Below are 24,795 nucleotides of genomic sequence, written 5' to 3' on the forward strand. Positions count from 1 at the left end.
TCAATATATTCATCGCGAAATCGCCATGACCGATAACAGCGGATCAGGTGAGATTTTCCGGGCCCGGCTTGCAAGTGCCCGTGATGCAAGGAAAATCAGCCAAGGCGACCTAGCAAAAAAAACTGGCCTCCCGGCAAGTTCGATCTCGCATTTCGAAGGTGGCGGTCGCAAACCATCTTTCGACAATCTGCTGAGGCTCGCCGACGCGCTCGATGTTACGACCGACTATCTGCTCGGGCGCAGCGAGGATGTGGGCACGTCCGTGGCTGCGCAGAAGCTCCAAAAGCATCTGGACGGGTTGAATTCCTATGATCTCGATATTGCAGAGAAGTTCATCGAAGTTCTCGCCAGCAAATCGACGAAGCCACCCGGGTAGAAGGTGCGAAGTGTAAGTTGCGAGCTCAGGGCGTCCGCGGTCCATCAAGCCGATAAACCGGAACCGTTGAGGTCATTGACGGCTAGGGAGCGGCGTTTCCCGACCAGAATCCGATCCGTTACCTACGGCTTCGGCGACCTCAAGCCGCTCCGGACCGACCTCCCGCAGGTGATCGGGGTGAATCATGATTGGATGCTCATATCGTGATGCAAGCTCCTCCATGTACTCATAGAGATCGGGGACCATCGGCCGCACGTCAATTGGTCGAAAGGATACCGAACTGTAGACGCGCTGATCACGCGTGGTGGGCTGAAGTTCAATCTCAACGCCGTAGCTAATGCCGTCGCCCGCGAGCTCGGCACTGTTGAAGTAGATCGCCTTTAAGGCGCCCCCATCCCCCGCGATTGTATCCGTGTCGAATGCGAACCGAGCCTCTGGCTTTGCCCGAAGAAGCAGATCCGCAGCCAGCTGGATCCAGCGGCTGTCCCACAGGTCACCAATCGCGAGGGAGGCCTTGGATCGCACGCCGGCCAGTTCAAGCAACCGCCGCCAATCGGAGGCGATCTTGTAAAGCGCCGGCAGGTCCTCGACGTCGGGGCCGGTTAGCACATTGCTCATAGGCAGTTTGATCGGGCCAAAGCGACCGTCGTCACCGCTCATTACGATTGCACCTTCGCCCGAGGCGAGGTTGGCCATTGCGCGGAGCAGCATCACGAGGTCGTCGAGCGTCCGGCCGCCCTGCTCGAAGATGCCCTTGGTCTCGAAATCCGCCTCGCGCTCATGGAACAGGAAGCTGAAGTCGGCGTGACGGATGAGCATCCGCAGGCGCGCGTCGAAGGGAGGCGCGAAGAATATCTCGGCGTGGAAGGTAGCAGGCGGGGTCAGTGGCGCGCCGGTCACCACGATCTCGCAACCACCGGCTGAGGGAGGCGAAAGCATGATCTCCTCAACCGCGTTCAGCATGTCGTGATCATAGGGCACCGGCATATCGAAGCGATTGTCGAAGGCCTGAATAGCCAACGGCTTCAGCGGAACCATGCCGAGCACGACGCGGGTCAGCTGCTCGTCGCTGTCCGGTCTGAAGAAGACGTCGCCGACGATGCGGTCATCACCGTAACCCAGTTCCGCGAGCTGGCCGAGCTTCTCGGCTGAATAGGCGGCAGGATCTGGGCCGCATGCCCGTTCGATCGCTGCGCGAAGGCCCTGCGGCGTTACCTCAAAGGGGTGGCCGAGCTTGCGGTAGTCGAAGGAGATCGACTGTCGGTTGATATCGCGGTTTCCGATGAATTGCTCGTGCCTCAACCTGCGGAGCAGTTTCTCAAGCGGCGCGCCGAGAAGATGGACGACATAGCCCCTGATCGGCGTGCCATCGGGCCTCATCCTGAAGACGATGATGACCGCGGGAAGCGGGCTTTTCGCAAGCAAGTCCGCGGCGGACAATCGCAGTTGGACATTGCCAGTCCCGACCGACTTCGTGGCCTTTAGCTGGACATGACAGGTCGTCTTGCTGCGCTGGTCCAGGATGCCGTCCTGCATAGGCAGGTCCACGACGAAATCCCATCCCGAACGGTCGCGGTCACTCTTGTTACAGACGATAAGCGCGCGCGGGCAAAGATAGATGAAAAGCCCTTCAGCCGCAGCGCCGAGTTCATCGTTAGGAAGATCCAAGACGACGGGAACGCCATCGCCCTCGGCCCTCGCCTCGCCTTCCGAACCACCCATTACTGCCACAGATCCTCCCTCCGCTGCGTAACTACGCGATACGTCCCGAATGCCAGGCGCGCCTTGTGCGCTACAACCCCCCGCGCCCCATCGCCAAGCGCCTCTGCGACCTGAGCGCGCGTCGCGGGGCAGTCGGCGCCTACGATGACCTCCCGCAGGACTAGGTCGCCATCGAAGCCGCGATACCAGATCCGGCACGCATCATCATAGGTTTCGAGGTCGACGATCATGCGCACTTCATCCTCGTAGGTCCAATGGACAAACTTCACGTCCAGCGCTTTCAGCACGAATGATCCCATGTCGAACCCGGGCGCATCGATGACGGTGGCATCGACGGCGGCGCGGGACTTCCGGTACTGCACATCCCGCAGCAGCCGGTCAGGCACGTCGAAGCCCAGGCACAACCCGCGGTGATGGTCTGCATAGTGGCTCCACTGAACCGGGTTGCGCCAGCCTCGGCTGAAGCACAGCATGCCCCGCCGCTCACCGAATTCCTTTCGGGCCTTGCCCAAGGTGGCGCGGAGACCACTATCTTTCAGGTTCAACGAAAGCATCTCGAACGGGTCATTCACGTCAGCGAGAGTCGCGACTTTCAACCGCCTTCGGGCGATGTCCTGGAGACCGTATTCGCAGTTGACGAAGTGGTAAACGCGCATCGCGCTAGAATTGCCGAGAAACGGAGTGCCAGCCAATAGCCAATTGGGCCGAGTCCATGAATGACCGCTTTCGGATCCAGTGGTCGTCGCCGCCGTCCATTGACCGTCTTCAAGCAAGATCGAAGCGAGTGTCAGAACGGTCGCCGACACCAGTCCCACCCAGGCCTGAAAGCGGAACGGTTTGACGCCATCAACCTGCTTCATCAGCACCGCGCCAGCGGCGCCGGCGAAGGCGCTGGCGGCGACGAACCAGAGCCCCGTCGAAAGCGAAAGTCCACCGGGCCGCCAGGTCACGATCAGCACGCCGACCAATGTCAGCGCGATGCCCAGTCCGCGGCGCTAGTAGATACGCTCGCCGAGCACCAGCACCGAGAGCAGCATGGTAAAGGGGACACCGAGCTGCAGAATAATCGCGGCCTCAGAAGGTGAGACAGTCTGCAAACCGACGAAAAGTAGTGAAAAGCTTCCGCCGCCCAGGCACAGGGCGATGGCAACAATCCGCCATGCCGGCCGCGGCATCGGCAGCAACCATGGCCACATGACCATCGCGACGACCGCAAAGCGTAGCGCCGCATAGAAAAGCGGCGGGACCGCCCAGTCCGTTACTATAATCTTGCTCAGGACATTGTTGAATGCCCAGATCAGGCACACGGCGACGAGAAGGAAGAAGTCACGAACGCGCATGTGCCGGGTCTACTCCGGAGCCTGCACAGCTTCTTCAAGGTTCGCTATCCGTTCAGAGCAGATGGCATGCACGGCGCGGCCCAGCTCCTCCACGCGTCCAGCCAGCCAGAGCAATTCTTCTTCGCTGATTCGATAATGTTTGGAGTAGCGAGCCTTCACATAGGCTTCCTTGAGCTTCTCGAAGCGCGCGCGGTCTGCCTTCACCTCGCGCGGCCAAACATCGACAAGCCGCATGTTTAATCGCTCGGCTTGCGTGCGCAAAAATCCCAGGTTGTGGACGTGGGGCGTGTAAAAATTGCAGACCAAGAGCACGCAATGATAGAGAAACTCACTGCTCTGATGGAGGTCAAACGCGGCGGGCTTCAGAAACCCTTTTTCGCGGCCCATCTTGGACAGCTCGAACCGCTGCATGGCGAGCGGAAACCACTCGTCGAAATATTCCTGCGCCATCGCCAGCGCCTGCTCGGGCGTCTTGGGCTTCGGCTTGTGCAATTCCTTGTCGTCATATTCGTAGAGCGCGATCCCGTCGCCCGCGACGTCCATGAAGAAATAGCGGCCGTGAGCCAGCCCATCGTTCACTTCCTGCAGCGTGTGGACGATGAAGTTGACCGGCGTGTGCAGCGTCTTGTCGATCGCAAGCTCGCGGGTCAGCCGGTCGTCGAGCTTCGACCAGAAGTCGATCTTGTCGGTCAACCGCTTGTCGTTGACGATGATCAGGAGATCGAAGTCCGAACGATAGCCCTTTGCGGTGTGCGGCTCGTCGACCCAGCCACCGCGCGCATAGCTGCCGTAGAGGATGACCTTGTCGATCCGACCCTTCTTTTTCCAGCCCATGGTGCCGAGCGCGATCGCATCCTCGAATTCTTCGAAGATGATCGCCTTCACACGTTCGAGCTCGCGCTGCTTGTTCGCCGGAAGATGATCGAGATCGGTTTTCATTGATTTTCATCCTGTAATCCTGCTCGCCGGATGGCAAGCGCCGTCAGATCCAAATCGACAACTCAGGCTTCCTTGAGCCGAAAATCCCAGACCGGAATGCCGAACGCCCGCGCCTTGTCGACAAGATTGTCCTGGATGCCGATGCCCGAAAAGACGACCAGCCCGGCGGGCATCGCATCGATCAGCCGCTCGTTGCGCTTGAACGGCGCCGCTTTCTTGTGCCGGTTCCAGTCGGGCCGGAACGCTACCTGCGGCACGCCGCGCGCATCGGCCCAGCAGGCCGCAGCGCGCTCGGCGCCGGTTGGCGTCGCACCATGCATCAGCACCATGTCGGCATGACGCGCATGAACCTTGTCGAGCGCCGACCAGATGTGGCGGTGATCGTTGCACGCCGGTCCGCCGCTGAAGGCGATGCGCGTTCCCTCGGGGATCAGGGCCTGGGCCTTTTCGCGGAGGCGTTTGTCCATGAAGTCGCGGCTGTCGATCATCGCCGCGGTCATCGTCTTGTGACGGACGCGCGACCCAGTGCGCGGGGTCCAGGCCTTGCGGGCATGGATGCGGAACTGCTCGGCGGCGCATTCGCGGAAAAATTCCATCGTGTCGCGCCGCTCGATCATCGTGATGCCCTCGGCGATCGCGCGCTCGAGTTCGACCGAGCGAATTTCGCTTCCATCCTGCTCGCGCTGGAGTTCGCGCTGCGCCTGTTCGTTGCGGTCGAGCTCGCGCTCGATCCGTTCGCCGGCGCGGTGAAAGATATTGACGATGCCCCAGAGCAGATCTTCAAGATCGGGCTCGATGCGGGTATCGACCAGGCAGCCCGCCAATGCGTCGAAGATATCGGCGACGGCGCCGCCAGCGAGCCGGTCGTCTGGAAGCGGCCGTGCGTCGGGTTCGTCCTCATAGGGCCTATGACCGTAGCGGAATAGAAACAGCCGAGAACAAGGGCATGGAGCACCGCAGCGAAGGCAATGGCCGGATCCTGGGCAAAGGCGTCCTGGAGCGCGAGCGTGCGCCATGCGGTGAGATCCGACACGAGGCGATCGGGAAGCGGACGCAGCGCATCGGATTCGTCTTCGCCATCGCTGCCCACAGGCGGTATGACGTGATCGCCATCCCCGCCGCCACGCAGGCCGGACCCTTCGCCCCCTGCTTCCGTTTCCGGATCAGCCTCGCCATCGGCCAGTTCCCGCTCCGGCTCGTCCTCAGCCCGCACGAACCCGCGCTCGTTCCGCACCGATCCGTCGCGGTCGATCGAGACGAAGGCGCCAGCGCGTCCCATCTCGGCGGGATCGAAGACGAGCGGGCGGTCGACGAGCGCGCCGAGTTCGGCGTCGATGGCATCGATCCGCGCATGCACTTCGGCGGGCACGTCCGGCACCTCGGACCATTGCTCGCAAAGCGCCTCGCTTTCAGCCTCGAGTGCGGCGACGCGGGCCTGTTCATCGTCGGTCATCGGGACCTCCGTGCGGTCGATCGCGCGCAGGTCGCGCGTCGCGTCCCACGGCAGGTCGATCGAGGTGGTCACCCATTTCCAGCCCTCGGCGAGAATGCGCTCGCCTTCAGCTTTCAATCTTTCGTCGACCAGCCGGTCGAGCAGCGCCGGGTCGGTGAGCCAGCCGCCTCCGTCGGCCTCAAACAAGTCGCGCACCACGCCGCCGCCTGCCGTGACATAGGTATCGACGCCGACGAACGCTGCGCGCTTGTCGGTGACCCTTACGCTGTCCTCGGTGAGTTTCTGGCGGATGAAGCCGGGGCTCTTGTTGAAACTGTGATCGAGCTGCGCCCAGAGCTCCTCCTGGCGCTGATGATCGTCGGCGACGGTGAAGGCCATCAACTGGTCGAGCGTCATCCCGTCGTCGGCATAGATGTCGTGGAGCTTCGGTGACACCGCGGCGAGCTTCAGCCGCTGGCGCACGACCGCGGGGGTGGTGAAATGATGCGCCGCGATCGCCTCGACATCGTCGCCCTTGTCGACCATCGCCTGCATCGCGCGAAACTGGTCGAGCGGATGGAGGCTCTCGCGCATGGCATTTTCGGCGAAACTGTCGTCCTCGGCGAGAATATCGCTGTCCGCCGCGCGCACGACGCAGGGGATTGGCGCATCATTCGCGAGACGCTTCCGCTTCACCAGCAGTTCGAGCGCGCGATAGCGCCGCCCCCCGGCCGGTATTTCATAGCGGCCCGTCTCCTTTCCCGAGGCGTCGCGTTCGGGCCGGACGTTGAGGCTCTGGAGCAGGGTTCGCCGGTCGATATCGTCGGCGAGCGCCTCGACCGACACGCCGGCTTTCACCCGCCGGACATTGGACTGGGAGAGAAACAGCCGGTCGAACGGGATGTCGCGCGACGGGCTGAGGATGAGTTTCGGGGCCTGTCTGGCCATGGGCTTTCTCCATGACGGGCCGCCGCGAGACACTCTCCCGGCTCCTGGACCCGTCACGAAGGCGCCAGCCCCCCTCTTCCTCCCGGGGGCCGCGCGTGGCGGTCCCGGCAGGCGGCCAGGCGCGTCAGCCGCGCCCCGAAAGTCGTTCGACCGCGCGCCGGAGCCTTTGCTCCCCCAACACGATCGACCCCGCTCGCCGCGCCGCTTCGGCATAAGCCGATAGCGGGTGGCTTGCCGTGAAGTGGAGGTCGCGTTCGATCGTGAGGCCGAACGGAAGGCGGACGGACTCGAGTTCGGACAGCGCGAAGCTGCCGAGTTCGGGGCAGCCGAAGCCGAGATCGGCGAGGCCGAAGAAAATACCGTCCGCATCGATCTCGGTCGCGAGCCAGGTCGCCGCGCCGACGGGGCTGAACAGGCGGACGACCGGTTTGGGGTCCGGCTCGCGTTCGCCGCGCGAAAGCGTGTCGATCCGGGTGGCCAGATTGGCGCGAAGCTGCGCCTCGAGCGCGGGGGTCAAGAGTTTCATGGTACTTTCTCCTGGGGCGACCGGCGGCGAGCCTCTCTCGCCGCGCGCGGTCCGCCGCCCAGGGGCGGGCCATCTCTTCCTCGCCGGTTTCTGGCGTTGCCGGTGGCGGCCGCGCGCCCCGGACCGGGCGGCGACGGGCGGCAGCGGCAGCAAGCGCCCGCTGACCACGCAGGCCGCCCGCGCTGTCCCGGTCACCCACTTGCCAAATTGTTCTCTCTATGTTCTCATTAGGGCATGGACAATATCGATACTGCCCGAGTCGCAGAGACCATCCTTTCCGCCCCTGGCTGGGCGCGCGTGGGTATCACCGCGCCGACGAATCACATCCGTGTCGAGGCCGCGTTCGAACTCGCCCGTGCGATCGTCGAGAGCGTCCGTGCCGGCGCGGAGCCCGCAAGCCCCGACCAGCTTGGACTCTCCCTGTGACGTGGGCGGATGGACAAAGGACGGACAGCATCGCGCCACGCATGTCTTCGAGGCCGCGGCCTGGTTTCGGGCGATCAAGCCCGTTTGCCGCTGCGGGCATAGTGCGACGTTCAATCCCTATGGGATCTGGTGGCGCTTCGAGTGCAGGATGTGGGACGGCAATCTCGTCAAGGCGTGCCAGAAATTCTGGTGTGTTCGCTGCGGCGCGCGGACGGGCAAGCGCGTCCGCCCGGTGCGGATCGAGCTCGTCGACCCGAGCCCCGATGACATCGCCCTGCCGATGCCCGAAGAACGCGAATGGAAGCGCGCGCTCAGCCGTTTCCGCGCCTGAGGACTGAGTTCATGGATATCGAGACGGACGACGCGCTGGTCGGCATCGGCAAGCTCCACCGCGTGATGGTGTGGAACGGCCAGCGCGAATGCGAGAAGGAGATGCTGTGGGGGCTGCCCTCGCGCGATGCCGATATATTCCAGATCCCGCTCCTGAAGTCCGAGACCGCGATCATTGATCGCCCCTGTCTGCTGCTCGCCAATGAGTTCGGCCTCGTGAAGCGCGGCAAGACGATCTACGCCGCAAGCCTCATCAGCGACGAGCCTTTCTTCTGCATCGCAGCGGTCTGGCGTCCGGCGCACCGCCTGTGGCCTGAGAGCTTCGCGGTGCTCACCGTCCCGGCCTATGACGATCTGGCGCCGCACAAGGATCGCCACGTCGGCGTGGTCCGCCCCGAGGACTGGTTCGACTGGTTGATGGGGGCGCGGCCGCCGCTGGACATGTTGCGACCTTTCCCCAAGAATAGCTTCAGCATCATGCCGCCGATCCAGCAGAATTTCGACGAAATGCTCGGCGCGGCCTGACCGAAACCACCCAAGGGGACTCGCCGCCATGTGCAATCTCGTGACCCTCAAGGCTTCGGTCGCCGAAGTGGCCTCGGCGTTCGGTGCGCGGCGTCCGCTCACCAATGCGCAACCCGGCGAAGTCTATCCCGGCGGACAAGGATTTGTGGTCCGTGACGACGCGGGCACGCGCGCGCTCCAGTCGATGACCTGGGGCTTCCCGGTGCGGCTCAAGCATATGAAACCGACGAGCAAGCCCAAGCCCGTCAACAATGCCCGCGACGACAAGCTGATGACCTTCTGGCGAACATGGTTTACCAATCCCGCCCAGCGCTGTCTGATCCCGATCACGGCCTTCGCCGAAGCCGAAGGCGAGAAGGGCAAGATGACGCGAACCTGGCTAAGCGTCGTCGACCAGCCGCTCGCCGCCTGCGCCGGGCTCTGGCGTCCGACCAACGAGTGGGGCGATTGCTATACGATGGTGATGGTCGATGCGACCGAGGAGCTGTTCGACATTCACGACCGGATGCCGGTCATTCTTCACGCCGCCGATCATGACGCCTGGCTGCAAGCTTCGGCTGAGGAGGCAATGAAGCTCGTTACCCAATATCCGGCAAGCCGGTTGGAGGTTGAGCGGACCGACGTCCCGTGGTTCAGCCGCAAGCCCCCGAGCGCGTATGCCCCGACGCTCCTTTGAGAAGCTGGATAGCGGGGCGACGTCACCCGCCGAATAGCGACCGGATCGCGCCGATGAGGCCGGCAATGAAGGAGCCGCCGACGAGAACAGCGGCGAACCAGAATTCGATCGCCAGCGCGCGCGATTTCCATTTCGGTTCCTGATCCATCTGACCGGCATGCCATGACCGGTGAATGTAGGAAATAGTGGAATCGGGGCCATCTCCGAACGCCATAATCATTGCATGACATGTGACAAAACCTATGATACATCGCATTTAAGTTAGAGGTTTTGTCACATGCACACATCGATAACGCAAGGCGAGACGCTTCGAGCGCTCTTTGGCGCGCATCCGATCCTGCGCGCGCGCGAGCTACGCGCCGCAGGCGTGGCACCCGAAACCATCGCTCGCGCGGTCGACAGTGGCGACATCGACCGTATCGCGCGAGGACTCTATCAGCTTCACGGCGCGCCGATCGACACCGACCAAGGCCTCGCCGAAATCACCAAGCGCATCCCGAACGGGGTTATCGCCATGGTATCGGCGCTCGCTTTCCACGGGCTCACCGACCAGATGCCGCGGCGGGTCTGGGTAGCAATAGGACCCAGCGACTGGGCACCGGTCATCGATTATCCGCCTGTCCGGATCGTCCGCCTCGCCGACAAATATCGACGCCAGGGGATCGAGCATCACAAGGTCGCCGGGGTCGATGTTCCCATCTATTCGGTTCCCAAAACGCTGGCCGACCTGTTCCGTAATCCGCGCCTCGTCGATCGCTCGGTTGCGGTCGAGAGTCTGCGCGCAGCGCTCGACCAGCGCAAGACGAGTCCCGGTGACATCGCCGAGGCCGCGGCAGCGGGCGGGGTCTGGAAGCGAATGCAGCCCTATCTCGAGGCGCTCAGCTTCAATGGCTAAGGCACCCGTCAATCTGGCAGCCTCGGTCAAGGACCGGCTGCTCCAATTGGCGCGCAAGGAGCGTCAGCCCTTCGACGTTCTGCTCGTTCGCTTCGCGCTCGAGCGCCTGCTTTACCGACTGTCGCTCTCGCCGCTACGGGACCAGTTCATTCTCAAAGGCGGTCTTCTCGTCACGCTCTGGCTCGAAGACGATAATCGAGTCACCCGCGACGCCGACTTTCTCGCCTTCGGCGATGCAAGCGCCGAACGGCTGATAGCGGATTTCGGCGCGATCATGAAAATCGAGGCGGCTGACGGGCTGACTTTCGATATCGACGCACTCACCGCGCGGCCGATCCGCGAGGGAGCCGAATATGGCGGCATGCGGCTAACAACGACCGCCTTTCTCGAACGAACGCGCATCCCGATCACGATCGACCTCGGCTTTGGCGACGCCCTCTCGGATCCGGCGCCGCCGACTTCCTTCGCGACGCTGCTGGACTTTCCCGATCCGGAGATCCGCACCTATTCGCCGACAAGCGTCATCGCAGAGAAATTTCAGGCGATGGTAGCGCTCGGGATCGCCAATGGTCGCATGAAGGATTTCTACGACCTCTGGGCGATTCCGCAGGCCTGCGACATCAATGCTCAAGCGCTCGACGCAGCACTTGCGGCGACATTCGATCGACGCGGCACGCCGATCCCGGCTGACCGTCCGCCGGGGCTCTCGGCTGCCATGTTCGAAGACGGCGACAAGCGGCGGCAATGGGATGCCTATGCCGCGAGCCTTGAGCTTGAAGGCGTGACATTCTCCGCCGTGATCGACGCGGTCTGGGGCCTTGTCGCGCCGAGCTGCGAACGACTGCTTGCCCATGACGTTTCGATCGCCACTTCGACTCCAGATGCCGCCGGTGCGTGACGCCGGCTCCGCCGCGGTCGGCGTATTAAGGCATTAGGTGTCAATCTGGGTCCGATTGGTGCACCAAGCCGCTTTATCAGGTGATTTCCTGTCGTTACACCGAAGAGGCGATCGGCATTGCGTATAGAGGCTGAGGTATCACCCGCCCGCCGCAGTGCGAGGACCATCGCGCAGCTTGTCCAACTTCATTGTCTCCCGGAGAGGAAACGGGAGCGATGAGCCATGGAGCGGATCGCGGGCGGACGGGTCGGGAACGCGTCGGCGGCCGATGAATCGACGTGAAGCATTTTAATCTGACGGAGGAACTCGCACACGACATATCAGGCGCCGACAAGGAAGAACGGCTCTTTGCCGCCCTGTCGAACGCCGCCGACCGCATGGGATTTGATCTTTTCGCGCTCGCCTTCGATCGCCGCGGCGGCGGCGGCGAGGGTGCATCGATGCTCGTGCATAATTATCCCGACGCCTGGGCGAATGTCTATGTCGGCTTCGATCTCAGCGGCACCGACCCGATCCGGCGCGCCGGCGAAAAATCCATGACGGGTTTTCAATGGCGCAATGTCGATCACTACATCCCGCTTTCTCGCGGTGACCGGCAGTTGCTGAAGGTCGCCCGCGAGAGCGGAATCGGCGACGGCTTCACGGTGCCGCGGCACTTGCCTGGCGAAGCGACCGGAAGCTGCTCCTTTGCCGTCGCTCCCAATGCCAGGATCCCGCTCGAGATGCTCCACGCCGCCGAGATCGTCGGCGCCGTGGCGCTCGCCGCGGCGCGGCAGCTCATCGGGACAGGCTCCTATACTCCGCGGGCGGCGCTGACCGAGCGGCAGCGCGAATGCGTGCTCTGGTCCGCCCGCGGCAAGACTGCTGGCGAGACCGCCAGCATCCTCGGCATCAGCGAAGAGACCGTGGTCCGTCATCTCAAGATCGCGCGCGAGCGCTATTCAGTGCCTTGTCGGCAAATGCTGATCCTCTGCGCCCTGTTCGACGGCGTCATCGGCTTTTCGGATGTCTATGACTGGTGGCGCCCGCTCTGACGCTCGCACATAAATCGTCCCGGGATTGCCCATTTCTGGGCATAGCCGCGCGGTGGGAATGATGGTCTGATCCTGGCACCGACAAGCCAAGGAACCATCATGATCACTCAATCCACGCGGGCGCAGGATGCGCCCGGGAATGCGGCGCTTCGCGCCATGTTCGCCGCCCGCAAGCAGGTCTTCATCGACAAGCTGCAATGGGATTTGCCTGCCCTCGACGGCCGCTTCGAGCTCGACCAATTCGACACCCCGGACGCGCGGTACCTGATCCTGCTCGATCCCGATGATCTGCGCCACCGGGCGTCGGCGCGGCTGCTGCCAACCACGGCGCCGCACCTGCTCGGCGACATCTATTCGCATCTTTGCGCCGACGGGGCGCCGTCCGGTGAAGGCGTGTGGGAGATCAGTCGCTTCTGCCTCGACCCCGGACAAACGCCCACCGAGCGCCGCGACGCGCGCAACCAGTTGGTCACCGCGCTGGCGGACTATGCTCTCCGCCACGGCATAGGCGAATATGTCGGTGTCGCAGAAGCCGGTTGGTATCACACGATCAGCAAATTTGGCTGGACATGCCGCACGCTGGGTCCCGTTCACCGGGATAGCGCGTGCCGGATAGTCGCCCTCAGCATAGCGATCGACGAGGATATGGCCGCTTCTTCTGTTGGTCGGTCTCGCTAACAGCGGGACGGCCGTCGCGGAGGAAGGTCGGCGCTGGACGCTCGAAGATGTGGTGACCGTCCCGGCGGAGTTCGAATTGAGCTTGGCGAGCGACGGCAAGTCGCTCGCCTATCTCGAACGGCGAGCGGATCTCCAAAAGAATGAGACCGTCTCAATTCTTCATCTGTTTGACCTGCGCTCGCGCGCCTCGCGCGAGATTCTGCGCGCGGCGAGCGCAGAGCAGCTCCGACCGTTGCCGAACGGCACGGGCTGGAGCCTACTGCTAGATCGGGGCGACGAGCTTCAGCTCTATGCGCTCGACGCCGAAGGGACGATCAAACCGCTGCTGGTGCGCGATGCGAAGGTTACCGTCGGCCAGACCGAAGGCGCGCTGTTCGCCGTGCGAAGCGGTGCGCCGCGCCGGATCGGGATTTTATATCACGACTGGTCTCCCGACGGACAATGGCTTTGGTACGCCACGCTAAAGCCAAGTTCGGAACCGGCCAATGTTGCCATCGACGACGCGGTGGTTAGCCAGCGCAATCGGCGTCGCGCGCCGGTCCGGGCGATCGTAGAACTGCGCATACGGTCGGCGACGGGCGAAGACTGGCTGGTCGCATCGCGGCCATCGGGCGACCGGCTTGCTTTCTATTATGGCGGCCATGTCGAATGGACCGACGAAGGGCCGCGCTACCAGTTAGAGCAATCCGATGCGGAGCGGGCCGACGGCATCGGGACCTTTTCCTGGAGCTTTGTCACCAACGCCAGCCGGCCCATTCAGGAAAGTTCGGGTTTTCCGGCGATCGGTCTGGTGCGCGGCCCGAATGGCGGAACTCTTGCAAGCGAGGGTTTCGGCAGGACGCTTGCCCTCACGGAGACGCACACCGATGGCCGAAAAACTCACTATGGTCGCCAGCCCTATTACATCGGCGACCCGCGTTCGGCAGGAAATTGGCTCTCGGGGGATGGGCTAAGCGCGCTGCTGGGGGTGCGAACGACCTCGCATCCACGGTACGGGTTGGTTTTGCTTACCGGTCGGCACGCAACGTCGCTGATCCGCCCCGGCAGCTTGACGGCCTGCGACTTTCGCGAGGATCTCGCGTGGGGCATTTGCGTCGAGGAAGGGCTGAACCAGGCGCCACGGTTCGTCCGTGTCGAACCGAAAGACGGGCGCGTGCAGGCCATCGCTCCGCTCTCCGCTGCTCATGATTCGATCGCACCGTTGCGCGTCACGCCGCATCAATGGACAAACCGGCTCGGCTACCGATCGACCGGATTCATCGTCTGGCCTCGCAATTACCAGACAAGCAGTCGCTACCCGGCGATCATCATCACTCATGGCAGCGATGCGGACGAGCGCTTCGCGAACGTCGATCTGCAATGGAACTACCCCGCTCAGCTGTTCGCCGAGCGCGGATATGTCGTCATTCTCATGAACGACCCCTCGGCTCGGCAGCAGGCTGAGCTTTGGCACGCCTATATGATATGGTCGGGCGGCCCAGGCACACTCGGTCCCGAAAAGCTGCGCGAGCTGATCTGGATCAACGGCGTCTATAGTTTTGAAGACGCGATCGCCGAGTTGGCAAGCGAAGGCATTGTCGATCCCGACCGCATTGGCATTGCCGGGTACAGTCGGGGATCGCAGATGGTGAATGTCGCGATGACCCAATCGGAGATGTTTCGCGCTGCTTCCAGCGGGGACGGGAATTATCTTGAACCCGCATCCTATTCAGATCCGAAAGACGGGTATCACGCCGTCTTCGGCGGCCCACCTTCAGGTCGTTACCTCGACGCCTATCGCCAGCTGTCGCCCTCGCTCCGTGCCGATAGGGCGTGTGCTCCGGTCCTTCAGCAAATGGCTTCTCCCTTTGCGGGAGCGATCGATTTCTACGCCGCGCTGCGCGAAGCAAAGGTTCCTGCGCAGATCAGTCTCTATCCTGGCGAGACCACCGCCACCGATGAGACCCATCTGTTTCACATCCCCTCCAATCGGCTGCGCGCGATGCAAGAGAATCTGGCGTGGTTCGACTTCTGGCTTCGCGATCGGCGCGACCGGGATCTGGATGACAGAGGCGCATTCGACCGCTGGGCGAAAATGGCGGCGCAATGGAAAACAAGGTGTGTGCAGACGCGAGGCGCCGAGCGGCGATAGCCTTATGACGCGCGAACATCCGTCCACCAACGAACCCAGCTTTCCGCCGCGCAAAGTGCGAGGATGCGCTGCGCCTTTTCGAAGCCCGCCACCGTCGGCTGCGAGGCTCCTTCCAAGGTCCTGAGGTCGAGCAGACCGGCCCGCGCCAGCAGGCCAGTGCGCAGCAGGTCGCCGGCATGTTCCGCGTTCGCCTGGAATATGCGCTGCATGAAGCCGCCCGGCCCGCCCTTGGACGTGCGGCGCAATAATTGCACAGGGACGATGGATTTGAATGCCGCCCGAGCGACGGCGCGATCCCTGCCGCCCTCGATCCACTGCCATGTCGGGATTGACAGGCATGTTTCGACGATTGGTTGCGACAGGAGCGGCGCGACATGCTGCGGATGGGAGCGGCGGGGATACAGCTCGATGCTGCGATGCGCGCGCGCCAGCAGCCTGACATGCGCCGCCTTGCCGGGCGGCGTGCCTTCGGGCGCTTCCATCCATGGATGGGGCGGCCTCGGCACATCCAGCTCGGCGATCGCGGCGGAAGAAAGCCCGGAAGTGTCGCGATGAAGTTTTACGGGCCGGCTGCAGTCACGATAGCGATCCCAGGCGTGCCGCAAGATGGTCGCACCGCTGGCTCCCGTCAGATCGCTCAAATCGCGCAGGGTGTCGAAAAGCCCGTGACGCGGTCCCTGCGCCATGAAACGATCGACGAACGGCGAGGCGCTGCGGATCGCACAGAAGATATTGTCCCCGCCATTGCCCGAGAAGAAGGCATCGATTTGATGCTCGCGGCGGAGCTCTTCATGAGCCGACGCGATTGCCTGCATGTAGAATGGCGCGTGCGGCCAAGGGTGGTGCGGCGCCACGGCGCGATCAATCTCAACCTTGCCGAGGTCATAGTGGGCTTCAAGCAAGGGAACGCCAATCGCCTTGGCGAGAATGGAAGCATAGCGGCGCTCATCGCCAATCGCATCGTCTTCGATCATCGTCAGGCAATGAAGCGCGGCGGCGCGGCGAGATGCGGCGCCGGCGACAATCGAGGAATCGAGGCCGCCAGATACGCCGGTCAATATGGAATCAAAGCAGGACGCCCAGCTTTCGATACAGTCGAGCGCCACGGCGCGAAGCTTACGGGCGGCCACCTCGAACCGCTTGTGGGGGACCTGCGTCCAATCCCACGGTGACCACCAGCTTTCCAGACGACGCGATCCCGAAGTAATGATCAGACATTCCCCTGGAAGCAGTACCTGGACACCTTCGAGGCAGGTTTCTCGGCTAGGCGCGCCTCCATTAGCCAGAAACCGCGCAACTGCCGGATAATCGACGCCGCCACGTCTGCCGAGATCGGCAGCGTCGCTCGACGCTGTGACGCCCGCCCCATCGGCGCGGTAATAGACGGGCAACAACCCGGACGGGTCGCGAAATATCGCGAGACCTCCACCGGGCCGCGCCAAGATGGACACATAGCCGCCCCAATAGTCGGACACGAGCGACCGGCCGCTAGACGCCGCCATTCTGGTTACCGCCGTTTCATGCAGATCCAACACGCGGCGGCTCATTTCGCCTCGCTCGAACAGGTGGCCGATCAGATATCCATGCCCACCCAGGGCAAGCGGCTGTCGATCGCACCAGAGCCGAGCGCCTGGAAGCGATAAGGCGGGTGGGTCCGCTTCGCCATTGTCACGATCAGCCTGTCCCGACGCCTCGGAAATCTCGATGCGAAAGTACCCCGGCATCAGGCGACCAATATCGGTGTGTAGGGGGTCACCACATCGAGCGGATCGGTCAATACCGCCGAGCCCAGCTGCACCCAGCAATGCGCGGCGAATGGCAAAGTTACGCCGATCACCAGCCGGGCCTCGCACCCCTTTCCGGCCAGCACACGGCGCATTGCAACGCCGCGGCTGAGGCATTCATCCATGCCGGAAAAATAGTGACGCGCTCGCTTAAACGCCGCGGCTACCTGGCGTGCATCCGACCGTTGAACGTGCGGAGCTACTGGCACGCCGTGCAAAAGATTAGGCAGAATTTCCATTAGAGCGAGTTTCCGAACATGCCGCTGAGCTAGGGCCAGGACCCATACCGAACGGGCTGTCTCAACCGCCGAAGCCCTTTCGAGATTTGGCTCCTCGAGAACACTGCTGGTCGGAGCGATCCTTTCGGAACTAGATTGATCGACCGGCGGCGCCAGATGGTGCAAGCCGCGTGCGGCAAGCCAATCATTGTCACCCTCCTCTTGCGCTCCGGCGACAATCCGGGAAAAGCGATCAGCCGCACTTTGCTCAAGCATGAAATAGCGATCGCGGGACAAGTCCAGAAAGACGAAGGTGCCGCCGACTCTGCACCAATGCGTGGCAGCTGAAGTGATGACATTCATCATGGAAGCGCGCGACGGAGCGGTGGCGTGCAGTGCGAGGACTGCACGCCACGCGTCAGTCAATCGTCGGCGCTGATGCCGCCGAGGATAAACTTGTCCCCGGGCTGTACGTCCTGCTGGCCCGACGGCAGCGCGCCGAGGGTTTCGTCCTGGGCGGCGCCGAGATCGATGATGTCGTCATGCGTTTTCATGTCACGTTCCTTTTCAAGGTTGCGACCAAGATGAGTCGCAGTTGAAAAGTATGCCTCGCGTCAGAGCGCTACTATTTAATAATCCAATTATTATTCTAGGCGTTGCATCGCGAAAAAGTGACCGAGCAAAGGAAACGCGCGTCTGGAGCACGTACCACCACCTTTAGCAATTGCCTGGACATACGTGGCGGAACCCGGTCACTCGCCCAGTTGACTGTACGGGCGCGCGCCTATTTCCAACAGATCGACCGCAATCAGCAACCAAAACTGCGACCGAAAATGGATCTAATTGGAGTATGCCGTCCAAAGCTGCGCCAGCGGGGTTGCGCGCTGCGATACCGGCGATCGCTAGATCGTCTGATCCTGTCCGGCGGTGCTAGCCTGAACTGATCCAATTTTCTGATGAGAGGCACCAGATTCTTACCCACGGCACGGTACTTGTCGCGACCTTGGAGAGGTTAACTGAGGGAGGATATGAGAGGCAACCTACAGGATTTGAACCGGTGACCTTCGCCATCAGAGAGTCGTCAAGATTGGTCTTGGAAAGGTCCGATCGAAGAGCAGATTTGCGCGTGGCCACGAGGTTTTTTCGCTCCTGAAAACGGTGATTGCTGGGTGATTGCTGGCCAATTTTTGGAGGTCAAAATTCTGTTAAAAGTCATTCTATTTCAATAGCATGATTGACTTGTCACATGAAGTCTGGTATTTCCGCTGGCGGCGCCGCTAGGGTCAGGACCCTAAGCGCACGGCCATATATATTTGTATATTCCTTGCGGTGCTCCAGTCCTGGCCGATCGCGATCCGGGCGCGTCGGCTTCAGGCGGAGGCGGCATCGTCCGGTGCCGCTCCAAACGGGACAAAGGCTATCGTTGCGCCGGCCGTCCCATCGAAATCCGCCACTGGCGCGGCGAAAGGCCGAACATCTGGCCGTGCCAGCGCGTATAGGCCCCGATCGAGCCATAGCCGAGCATTTCGGCGACGTCGGTGATCCGGGTGCGCGGATTGGCGAGATATTGAGTCGAAAGCTGCATTCGCGCGCGGTTGAGCAGTTCGCTGAAACTTGTCCCGTCGGCGTCCAGCATCCGCTGTAGGGTGCGCACCGTGGTCCCCATCGATTCGGCGCAATATTGGATCGTCGCCCGGCCGGAGGGCAACAGCAGCATGATCATCTGTTCGACCTCCTGCGACGCCGTGCGCATTGCGGGACTCATCACCGACGAGATCAGGTCGCGCGCATGGCCCGCGAGCGCCGAATCGGCACGCGCCGCCGGCCGGTCGAGATCGGCCTCGGCAAGGACGAGGCCGTTGAACTCGCAATCGAACTCGATCGCGCAGCGAAACAGTCGCCGATAGACGGCCATGGCGGCAGCCGGCGGTCTTTCGTGCGCGAAACAGACCGATAGCGGTGCCCATGTATCGCCGAGAACGGTCGCGCAAACGCGCGTGAGGACACCGAGCGCCAGGTCGGACGACTGGCGATGCGGCTCGGGGCTGCTGAGCGCGAAATGCTCGCGCAGCACGACCTCTTCGCCGAAGGCTTCGATCTGCAGGGCCAGCGTCGAATTGATCCGATTGCGAAATTCGGCGAGCGCCTGAAGCGCGAGGCGGAGCGTCGGCTGATGCGCGATCAGCAGGCTGGCGACGCCCAGATTGGCAAGCGCACGCTCCTCGGCCATGCGCAGCCCCAGCGTCGCGCAGCCGGTCACCTCGGCGCTGCGCTCCAGCAGCCGCATCGTCGCGCGTGCCGAGATCAGTTGTTCGGGGTTCGCAAGCAATTCGGGCGACAGGCCGCACTCGCGCAGCAGCGGCCGCGGATCGGCGCCCAGCCCCCGCATCGTCGGAAAATAGCCGGTCAGCGCCGCGACGCGGACGAGTTCGGCCACGCTATTTCCTCCTGATCGCGCCGCTTGGCGCATAATGCCAAAATTATGTCACGAAATGTGAAAAGCGCAAGCGCACTTTGTCCTAGTCCAGCCGAAACGGGAGAGTGAGAGATGGCAAAAGCCGTTCGCTTTTATGAGGTTGGTGGCCCCGAAGTGCTTCGGGTCGAAGACGTCACGGTCGGCGAGCCCGGCCCGGGCGAAGTCCGCCTCCGCCATGCCGCGGTCGGCTGCAACTTCGCCGACACCTATTTCCGTTCGGGCTATTATCCCGCACCGCTCCCCGCCGGGATCGGGGTCGAGGGCGCCGGGACGATCGAGGCGGTCGGCGAAGGCGTCATCGGTTTCGCGCCGGGCGACCGCGTCGCCTATAACGGCAGCCCGCTCGGCGCCTATAGCGAGGCGCGCGTCATGCCCGCCGCGCCCTTGTTCAAGCTGCCTGAGGGCATCGCGATCGAGGATGCGGCGGCGTCGACGATGCGCGGCCTGTCGGCGACCTATTGGCTTGCCCGGACCAACCCGGCGATGAAGGCGGGCGACACGATCCTGCTCCACGCCGCGGCCGGGGGCGTCGGCCTGCTCGCGGTGCAGCTTGCGAAGCTGATGGGGCTGCGCGTCATCGGCACCGTGTCGAGCGAGGCGAAAGCCGAAAAAGCGCTCGCGCTCGGCTGCGACGAAATCATCTTCTATCGCCGCGAGGATGTCGCGGCGCGGGTCGGGGAGCTGACCGACGGCGAAGGCGTGACGACGGTGTTCGACAGCGTCGGCAAGGACACGTTCGAGGGGTCGCTGAAATCGCTCAAGCGGCGCGGCGTCCTCGTGGCCTGCGGTACGGCGTCGGGGCCCTTTCCGCCGATCGATGTCTTTCAGCTTCTGATGCAGGGGTCGGTCTATGTCACCCGCCCCGGCTTCGCCGACTATTATGCCGACCCCGCCGAACGCGCCGAGCTGTCGAGCCTGTGGTTCGGCCATCTCGCCGCGGGCCGCGTCAAGGTCGAGATCGGCCAGCGCTATGCGCTCGACGACTGTGTCGCGGCGCACCGCGAGCTCGAGGCCGGGCAGACCATCGGCTCCTCCATCTTCATACTCTGAGGGAGAGAGGCAATGAAGATCGAGAAGCTCACCTGTCACATCGGCGCCGAGATCAGCGGCGTCGACCTCGCCGAGGCGGCGCAGAGCGACGATCTGTTCGGCGAAATCCGCGCCGCGCTGATCGAGCACAAGGTGCTGTTCCTGCGCGATCAGGATATCGCGCGCGCCGACCATGTCGCCTTCGCGAGCCGCTTCGGCACACTCGAGGATCATCCGGTGATCGGCAGCGATCCCGAGAATCCGGGACTCGTCCAGATCTACAAGGACGAAAACTCGCCGCCCGACTATTATGAGAATAGCTGGCATTGCGACGCGACGTGGCGCGATGCGCCGCCGCTCGGCGCAGTGCTGCGCTGCGTGACCTGCCCGCCGGTCGGCGGCGACACGATGTGGGCGAATATGGCGAAAGCCTATGCCGACCTCTCCGATCATGTGAAAGAGATCATCGCGCCCCTGAAGGCGCGCCACTCGATCGAAGCCAGCTTCGGCGCGCGGATGAGCGAGGAGCAGCGCCACGCGCTCAAGGCGCGCTTTCCCGATGCCGAGCATCCGGTCGTTCGCACCCATCCCGAAACGGGCGAGAAGATATTGTTCGTCAACGGCTTCACGACCCATTTCACCAATTTCCACACCGCCGACAATGTCCGCTACGGCCAGGATTATGCGCCGGGGGCGAGCCAGCTCCTGAGCTTTCTGATCGGACGCGCCGCGATCCCCGAATATCAGGTGCGCTGGCGCTGGCAGCCGAACAGCGTGGCGATCTGGGATAACCGGTCGACCCAGCATTACGCCGTGATGGATTACCCGCCGACGATCCGCCGCATGGAACGCGCCGGCATCGTCGGCGACCGCCCTTACTGAGATCGTTCAAGGAGAGAGAAGATGCAGTTTCTCGACGACAGCCTGCTTCCCGAAACGCAGGACAAATTGGTCATTACCGTCGCGCCCTATGGCCCCGAATGGCACCCCGACGACTTCCCCGAGGATATTCCGCTCACCATGGAAGAGCATATCCAGAAGGCGGTCGACTGTTACAACGCCGGCGCGACGGTACTCCACCTCCACGTCCGCGAAGAGGATGGTTCGGGGTGCAAGCGCCTGTCGAAGTTCAACGAGCTGATCGCCGGGGTGCGCGAGCGGGTGCCCGACATGATCATCCAGGTCGGCGGCTCGATCTCCTTCGCGCCCGAAAGCGAGGAGGAAGGCGCCGAGGCGAAATGGCTGTCGGACGAGGTCCGCCACATGCTCGCCGACCTCAAGCCCGCGCCCGACCAGGTGACGATCGCGGTCAACACGACCCAGATGAACATCATGGATCTGATGACCGACGAGGAATATGGCCAGACCTCGCTCGCCAATCCCGCGCTGTATCAGGCCTATCGCGAGATGGTGGTGCCCGCGGGGCCGCAATGGGTCGAGGAGCATCTCCGCCGGCTGACCGCGGCCGGCATCCAGCCGCATTTCCAGCTCACCTGCATGCCCGACATGGAAACGGTCGAGCGGCTCGTGCGCCGCGGGCTTTACAAGGGGCCGCTCAACCTGACCTGGGTCGGCATCGGCGGCGGCTTCGACGGGCCGAACCCCAATAATTTCATGGAATTCATCCGCCGCGCGCCCGACGGATCGACGGTGACGCTCGAATCGCTGATGCGCCATGTCTTGCCGGTCAATGTCATGGCGATGTGCCTTGGCCAGCATGTCCGCTGCGGCATCGAGGACACGCTCTACGACCAGCACGGCAACAAGATGACCTCGGTCCAGGGAATCGAACAGATCGTGCGGATCGCCAGGGAACTCGGCCGCGAGGTCGCGACCGCGAAGGAAGCGCGCGAAATCTACAAGATCGGCGTGCAATATAATTCGGTCGAGGAAACGCTCGCCAAGCTGGGCATGGCGCCCAACCGCCAGCCCGGCCAGCGCGCGCTGCCGCTGCGCTACGCGGCCTGAGGCGGGAGCGCGGCAATGGCTTTCGGCGGCGAGACGACGATCCTCTTCGTTCCCGGCCTTCGGGATCATGTCGAGGATCATTGGCAGACCCATGCGGCGCAGGCGATCCCCGGCGCGGCGACGGTCGCGCCGCTCGCCGCCGACCGCCTCAGCCGCGCGGGGCAAGTGGCGGGGCTCGACGCCGCGCTCCGCGCCATCGACGGCGAGGTCGTGATCGTCGCGCATAGCGCCGGGTGCCTGACGACGGTGCATTGGGCGCTCGCGCCGACGCGCACGATCCGCGCGGCGCTGCTCGTCACGCCCGCCGATATCGAGACCCCGTTGCCTGCGGGCTATCCCGAGCCGGCGGCGTTGAAGGCCGGCGGCTGGCTGCCGATCCCCAAGAAGCCCCTGCCCTTTCCGGCGATGGTCGTCGCGAGCCGCAACGATCCGCTCGCCGCCTTCGATCGCGTCGCGGGCTTCGCTGATGCGTGGGGCGCGGCGCTGCACGACGCGGGCGATGTCGGCCACCTCAATCCGGCGGCGGGCTATGGCCCGTGGCCCGCATTGACCGGGATGCTGGGTCGCCTCGCCGATCACGCCCGGAGCGCGGCGCTGTGAGCGCGACCCCGGTCAGCGACGCGATGCGCGCGGGTGGCCAGTGGAACGCCGCGTGGGACGAGATGGCGGCGCTCGACCCCGAGTGGCTCGAAACCTTTCTCGCCGCGGGCACCTTGCCGCTGCGGCGCGGGGTGCTCGATCCCAAGATTTACGAGTTTCTGGCGATCGCGGTCGATGCTTCCTGCACCCACATGTATGCGCCGGGCACAAGGCGCCACATCGCCGCCGCGCTCGACAAGGGCGCGACGCCCGAGGAAGTGATGGCGGTGCTGGAGGCGGTCGCGGTGCTCGGCCTCCATTCGGTGGCACTCGGCGCGCCGATGCTGGTCGAGGAAATGCAAGCGCGCGGCCTGACGGTCGGCGGCGGAGCGGACTGACATGCGCCCGCCCGCCCATCCTCGACGCAAGCAAGGGAGGCGGCAATGGCGGTAATGGCACCGGCAACGAGCCCCGGCATCGCGGCGAACGGCCCGCGCGACACGACCTTCTATGGCTGGATCGTCTTTGCGCTGAGCTTCGGACTCCTCATTTCCGATTATATGGCGCGGCAGGTGCTGAACGCGGTCTTCCCGTTGCTCAAGGCCGAATGGGCGCTGAGCGACGCGAAGCTTGGGCTCTTGTCGGGGGTCGTCGCGCTGATGGTCGGCTGCCTGACCTTTCCGCTGTCGCTCGCCGCCGATCGCTGGGGCCGGGTCCGCAGCCTTGCGCTGATGGCGGCGCTGTGGAGCTTCGCCACGCTGTTCTGCGCGATCGCCGCCAGCTATTCGCAGATGCTGATCGGCCGGGTGATGGTCGGGGTCGGCGAGGCCGCCTATGGCAGCGTCGGCATCGCGGTGGTGATCAGCGTCTTTCCGCAGCGGCTGCGCGCGACGCTGTCGGCGGCCTTCATGGCTGGCGGGCTGTTCGGGCAGGTGCTCGGCGTCGCGATCGGCGGAGAGATTGCCGCGAGCTTCGGCTGGCGCACCGCCTTTGCCGTCATCGGCATCGGAGGGCTGGCGCTCGCGATCCTCTATCCGATCGTCGTGCGCGAAAAGCGGATCGCCGCGATTGCCGGGCCCATGGAAACACGGTCGCAATCGAACGCGCCGCTGCGCGCGCTGTTCGCGAACCGCAGCGTACGGCTCGCCTACCTCGCGAGCGGGGTCCAGCTTTTCGCCGCGGGCGCCCTGCCCGCCTGGCTGCCGAGCTATTTCAACCGTTACTATGCGATGCCGGTCGATGCGGCGGGGCGGATGGCGGCGATCTTCCTGCTGATCTGCGGCTGCGGCATGGTGCTGTGCGGCATCGCGAGCGATCGCGCGGCGCAGGGCCGACCCGACCGCAAGATATTGCTCGCATCGGGCTATGGCTTCGGCAGCGCGGTCGCGCTCAGCCTCGCGCTGCTGTTGCCGCCGGGGCTGCCGCAACTCGTCCTGCTCGGCATCGCGATGTTCCTCGTCGCCGGGACGACCGGACCGGCGGGCGCGATGGTCGCCAACCTGACCCCCGCCGCGCTCCATGGCTCGGCCTTTGCGACGCTGACCCTCGCGCACAATCTGCTCGGGCTCGCGCCGGGGCCGATCGCGACCGGGCGCATCGCCGATGCGGTCGGGCTGCTCGACGCGCTGCGCGTCCTGCCCGCCGCCGCCGTCATCGCCGCGCTGCTCTTTCTCGCGGCGCGGCGAAGCTATCTCGCCGACCTCGCAGCCGTCGCGCGGCAATCCTAGGACACTCCGTCACGACGTCTACCGCCGCGCGCCGCTGCTCCCGGCGGCGCGCCTCGCCGTCGCGCGCGCCGTCGCGCCAGCGTGGCGTGCATTGCAAAAATCCTGTCGTGAAATGTGAAATATCGCCCTGAGCGCCTC

At 63.8% G+C, this 24,795-nt stretch carries 27 protein-coding genes and 1 pseudogene; 16 read left to right on the top strand and 12 right to left on the bottom strand.

The features are described 5' to 3' along the window. Positions 1-25 precede the first annotated feature (25 nt). Positions 26-376, top strand: coding sequence for a helix-turn-helix domain-containing protein (locus NP825_RS15770; protein WP_037557219.1), 351 nt, complete (start codon positions 26-28; stop codon positions 374-376). A gap of 72 nt (positions 377-448) precedes the next feature. On the opposite strand, the gene NP825_RS15775 is transcribed toward NP825_RS15770, so the two are convergent. The 7 genes and pseudogenes from NP825_RS15775 to NP825_RS15805 form a co-directional block, all read right to left on the bottom strand. After that, positions 449-2,098, bottom strand: coding sequence for a hypothetical protein (locus tag NP825_RS15775; protein ID WP_037557220.1), 1,650 nt, complete (start codon positions 2,096-2,098; stop codon positions 449-451). Then, positions 2,098-3,057, bottom strand: coding sequence for a DUF2971 domain-containing protein (locus tag NP825_RS15780; protein WP_257545233.1), 960 nt, complete (start codon positions 3,055-3,057; stop codon positions 2,098-2,100). Before NP825_RS15780 ends, NP825_RS15775 begins: the two co-directional genes overlap by 1 nt. A gap of 36 nt (positions 3,058-3,093) precedes the next feature. Then, positions 3,094-3,438 carry a DMT family transporter gene (locus NP825_RS15785; protein ID WP_197411479.1) on the bottom strand — a complete coding sequence of 115 codons (345 nt, stop codon included), beginning with the start codon at positions 3,436-3,438 and terminating at the stop codon, positions 3,094-3,096. Positions 3,439-3,447: 9 nt separating this feature from the next. Beyond that, positions 3,448-4,377, bottom strand: a complete 930-nt coding sequence (locus tag NP825_RS15790; RefSeq protein ID WP_037557222.1) for a HEPN domain-containing protein — start codon at positions 4,375-4,377, stop codon at positions 3,448-3,450. Positions 4,378-4,439: 62 nt separating this feature from the next. Next, a complete protein-coding gene (locus NP825_RS15795) occupies positions 4,440-5,393 on the bottom strand; it encodes a DUF2493 domain-containing protein (RefSeq protein ID WP_374046499.1) in 954 nt (317 codons plus the stop codon). Further along, a pseudogene (locus tag NP825_RS15800) lies at positions 5,297-6,757 on the bottom strand (ParB/RepB/Spo0J family partition protein); the annotation flags it as partial. The gene NP825_RS15795 and the pseudogene NP825_RS15800, both read right to left, overlap by 97 nt. 124 nt (positions 6,758-6,881) lie before the next feature. Continuing rightward, complete coding sequence (locus NP825_RS15805; RefSeq protein WP_037556205.1) at positions 6,882-7,283, bottom strand: DUF2958 domain-containing protein; 402 nt, start codon at positions 7,281-7,283, stop codon at positions 6,882-6,884. Between the two features lie 234 nt (positions 7,284-7,517). On the opposite strand from NP825_RS15805, the gene NP825_RS15810 reads away from it, so the two are divergent. The 4 genes from NP825_RS15810 to NP825_RS15825 are packed head-to-tail and all read left to right on the top strand — an operon-like array spanning position 7,518 to position 9,240. Then, the gene (locus NP825_RS15810; protein ID WP_037556207.1) at positions 7,518-7,709 is read left to right on the top strand and encodes a DUF6771 family protein; all 192 of its coding nucleotides are present in this window, start codon (positions 7,518-7,520) and stop codon (positions 7,707-7,709) included. 1 nt (position 7,710) lies between these two features. Next, on the top strand, positions 7,711-8,040 hold the full coding sequence (locus tag NP825_RS15815) for a hypothetical protein (RefSeq protein ID WP_037556209.1): 330 nt from the start codon (positions 7,711-7,713) through the stop codon (positions 8,038-8,040). 11 nt (positions 8,041-8,051) lie between these two features. Then, the gene (locus tag NP825_RS15820; protein ID WP_037556211.1) at positions 8,052-8,564 is read left to right on the top strand and encodes a hypothetical protein; all 513 of its coding nucleotides are present in this window, start codon (positions 8,052-8,054) and stop codon (positions 8,562-8,564) included. Between the two features lie 28 nt (positions 8,565-8,592). After that, the gene (locus NP825_RS15825; RefSeq protein WP_037556213.1) at positions 8,593-9,240 is read left to right on the top strand and encodes an SOS response-associated peptidase; all 648 of its coding nucleotides are present in this window, start codon (positions 8,593-8,595) and stop codon (positions 9,238-9,240) included. Between the two features lie 22 nt (positions 9,241-9,262). Here the strand turns inward: NP825_RS15825 and NP825_RS15830 are convergent, their stop codons facing one another. Beyond that, on the bottom strand, positions 9,263-9,388 hold the full coding sequence (locus NP825_RS15830) for a hypothetical protein (RefSeq protein ID WP_257545241.1): 126 nt from the start codon (positions 9,386-9,388) through the stop codon (positions 9,263-9,265). 129 nt (positions 9,389-9,517) lie between these two features. Here NP825_RS15830 and NP825_RS15835 point away from each other — a divergent pair, with 129 nt between their 5' ends. From NP825_RS15835 to NP825_RS15855, 5 genes are all read left to right on the top strand, one after another. Continuing rightward, the gene (locus NP825_RS15835) at positions 9,518-10,135 is read left to right on the top strand and encodes an AbiEi antitoxin N-terminal domain-containing protein (protein WP_037556215.1); all 618 of its coding nucleotides are present in this window, start codon (positions 9,518-9,520) and stop codon (positions 10,133-10,135) included. Further along, entirely contained in the window at positions 10,128-11,033 is a 906-nt protein-coding gene (locus NP825_RS15840) for a nucleotidyl transferase AbiEii/AbiGii toxin family protein (protein ID WP_037556217.1), read from the top strand. The genes NP825_RS15835 and NP825_RS15840 overlap by 8 nt, the downstream gene beginning before the upstream one ends. Before the next feature lie 278 nt (positions 11,034-11,311). Beyond that, the gene (locus tag NP825_RS15845) at positions 11,312-12,067 is read left to right on the top strand and encodes a LuxR family transcriptional regulator (protein ID WP_231729159.1); all 756 of its coding nucleotides are present in this window, start codon (positions 11,312-11,314) and stop codon (positions 12,065-12,067) included. Positions 12,068-12,166: 99 nt separating this feature from the next. Then, the gene (locus NP825_RS15850; RefSeq protein WP_257545246.1) at positions 12,167-12,745 is read left to right on the top strand and encodes an acyl-homoserine-lactone synthase; all 579 of its coding nucleotides are present in this window, start codon (positions 12,167-12,169) and stop codon (positions 12,743-12,745) included. Further along, positions 12,729-14,876 (top strand): prolyl oligopeptidase family serine peptidase, encoded by a 2,148-nt coding sequence (locus NP825_RS15855; protein WP_197412310.1) that lies wholly within the window; start codon positions 12,729-12,731, stop codon positions 14,874-14,876. Before NP825_RS15850 ends, NP825_RS15855 begins: the two co-directional genes overlap by 17 nt. 2 nt (positions 14,877-14,878) lie before the next feature. Here NP825_RS15855 and NP825_RS15860 read toward each other — a convergent pair whose 3' ends face one another. The 4 genes from NP825_RS15860 to NP825_RS15875 form a co-directional block, all read right to left on the bottom strand. Further along, positions 14,879-16,423: an asparagine synthetase B family protein gene (locus tag NP825_RS15860; protein WP_167919483.1), complete on the bottom strand. Its 1,545-nt coding sequence runs from the start codon at positions 16,421-16,423 to the stop codon at positions 14,879-14,881. A 176-nt stretch (positions 16,424-16,599) separates the two neighbouring features. After that, a complete protein-coding gene (locus tag NP825_RS15865; protein ID WP_082656048.1) occupies positions 16,600-17,244 on the bottom strand; it encodes a lasso peptide biosynthesis B2 protein in 645 nt (214 codons plus the stop codon). Between the two features lie 56 nt (positions 17,245-17,300). Further along, positions 17,301-17,432, bottom strand: coding sequence for a hypothetical protein (locus tag NP825_RS15870; RefSeq protein ID WP_257545256.1), 132 nt, complete (start codon positions 17,430-17,432; stop codon positions 17,301-17,303). Between the two features lie 863 nt (positions 17,433-18,295). Further along, a complete protein-coding gene (locus NP825_RS15875; protein ID WP_257545258.1) occupies positions 18,296-19,315 on the bottom strand; it encodes an AraC family transcriptional regulator in 1,020 nt (339 codons plus the stop codon). A gap of 111 nt (positions 19,316-19,426) precedes the next feature. On the opposite strand from NP825_RS15875, the gene NP825_RS15880 reads away from it, so the two are divergent. Genes NP825_RS15880 through NP825_RS15905 form a run of 6 tightly spaced genes read left to right on the top strand, consistent with a single transcriptional unit; the run spans position 19,427 to position 24,657 of the window. After that, a complete protein-coding gene (locus NP825_RS15880) occupies positions 19,427-20,404 on the top strand; it encodes a quinone oxidoreductase (RefSeq protein WP_257545260.1) in 978 nt (325 codons plus the stop codon). Between the two features lie 12 nt (positions 20,405-20,416). Continuing rightward, a complete protein-coding gene (locus NP825_RS15885) occupies positions 20,417-21,265 on the top strand; it encodes a TauD/TfdA family dioxygenase (protein WP_257545262.1) in 849 nt (282 codons plus the stop codon). Between the two features lie 21 nt (positions 21,266-21,286). Beyond that, a complete protein-coding gene (locus tag NP825_RS15890) occupies positions 21,287-22,351 on the top strand; it encodes a 3-keto-5-aminohexanoate cleavage protein (protein ID WP_257545264.1) in 1,065 nt (354 codons plus the stop codon). Positions 22,352-22,366: 15 nt separating this feature from the next. Next, positions 22,367-22,951 carry an alpha/beta hydrolase gene (locus NP825_RS15895; protein ID WP_257545267.1) on the top strand — a complete coding sequence of 195 codons (585 nt, stop codon included), beginning with the start codon at positions 22,367-22,369 and terminating at the stop codon, positions 22,949-22,951. Next, positions 22,948-23,328 carry a carboxymuconolactone decarboxylase family protein gene (locus NP825_RS15900; protein ID WP_257545269.1) on the top strand — a complete coding sequence of 127 codons (381 nt, stop codon included), beginning with the start codon at positions 22,948-22,950 and terminating at the stop codon, positions 23,326-23,328. Before NP825_RS15895 ends, NP825_RS15900 begins: the two co-directional genes overlap by 4 nt. A 45-nt stretch (positions 23,329-23,373) precedes the next feature. Next, entirely contained in the window at positions 23,374-24,657 is a 1,284-nt protein-coding gene (locus NP825_RS15905) for an MFS transporter (protein ID WP_257545271.1), read from the top strand. Positions 24,658-24,795 lie beyond the last annotated feature (138 nt).

The organism is Sphingopyxis sp. DBS4 (assembly GCF_024628865.1).
Classification (GTDB): Bacteria; Pseudomonadota; Alphaproteobacteria; order Sphingomonadales; family Sphingomonadaceae; genus Sphingopyxis.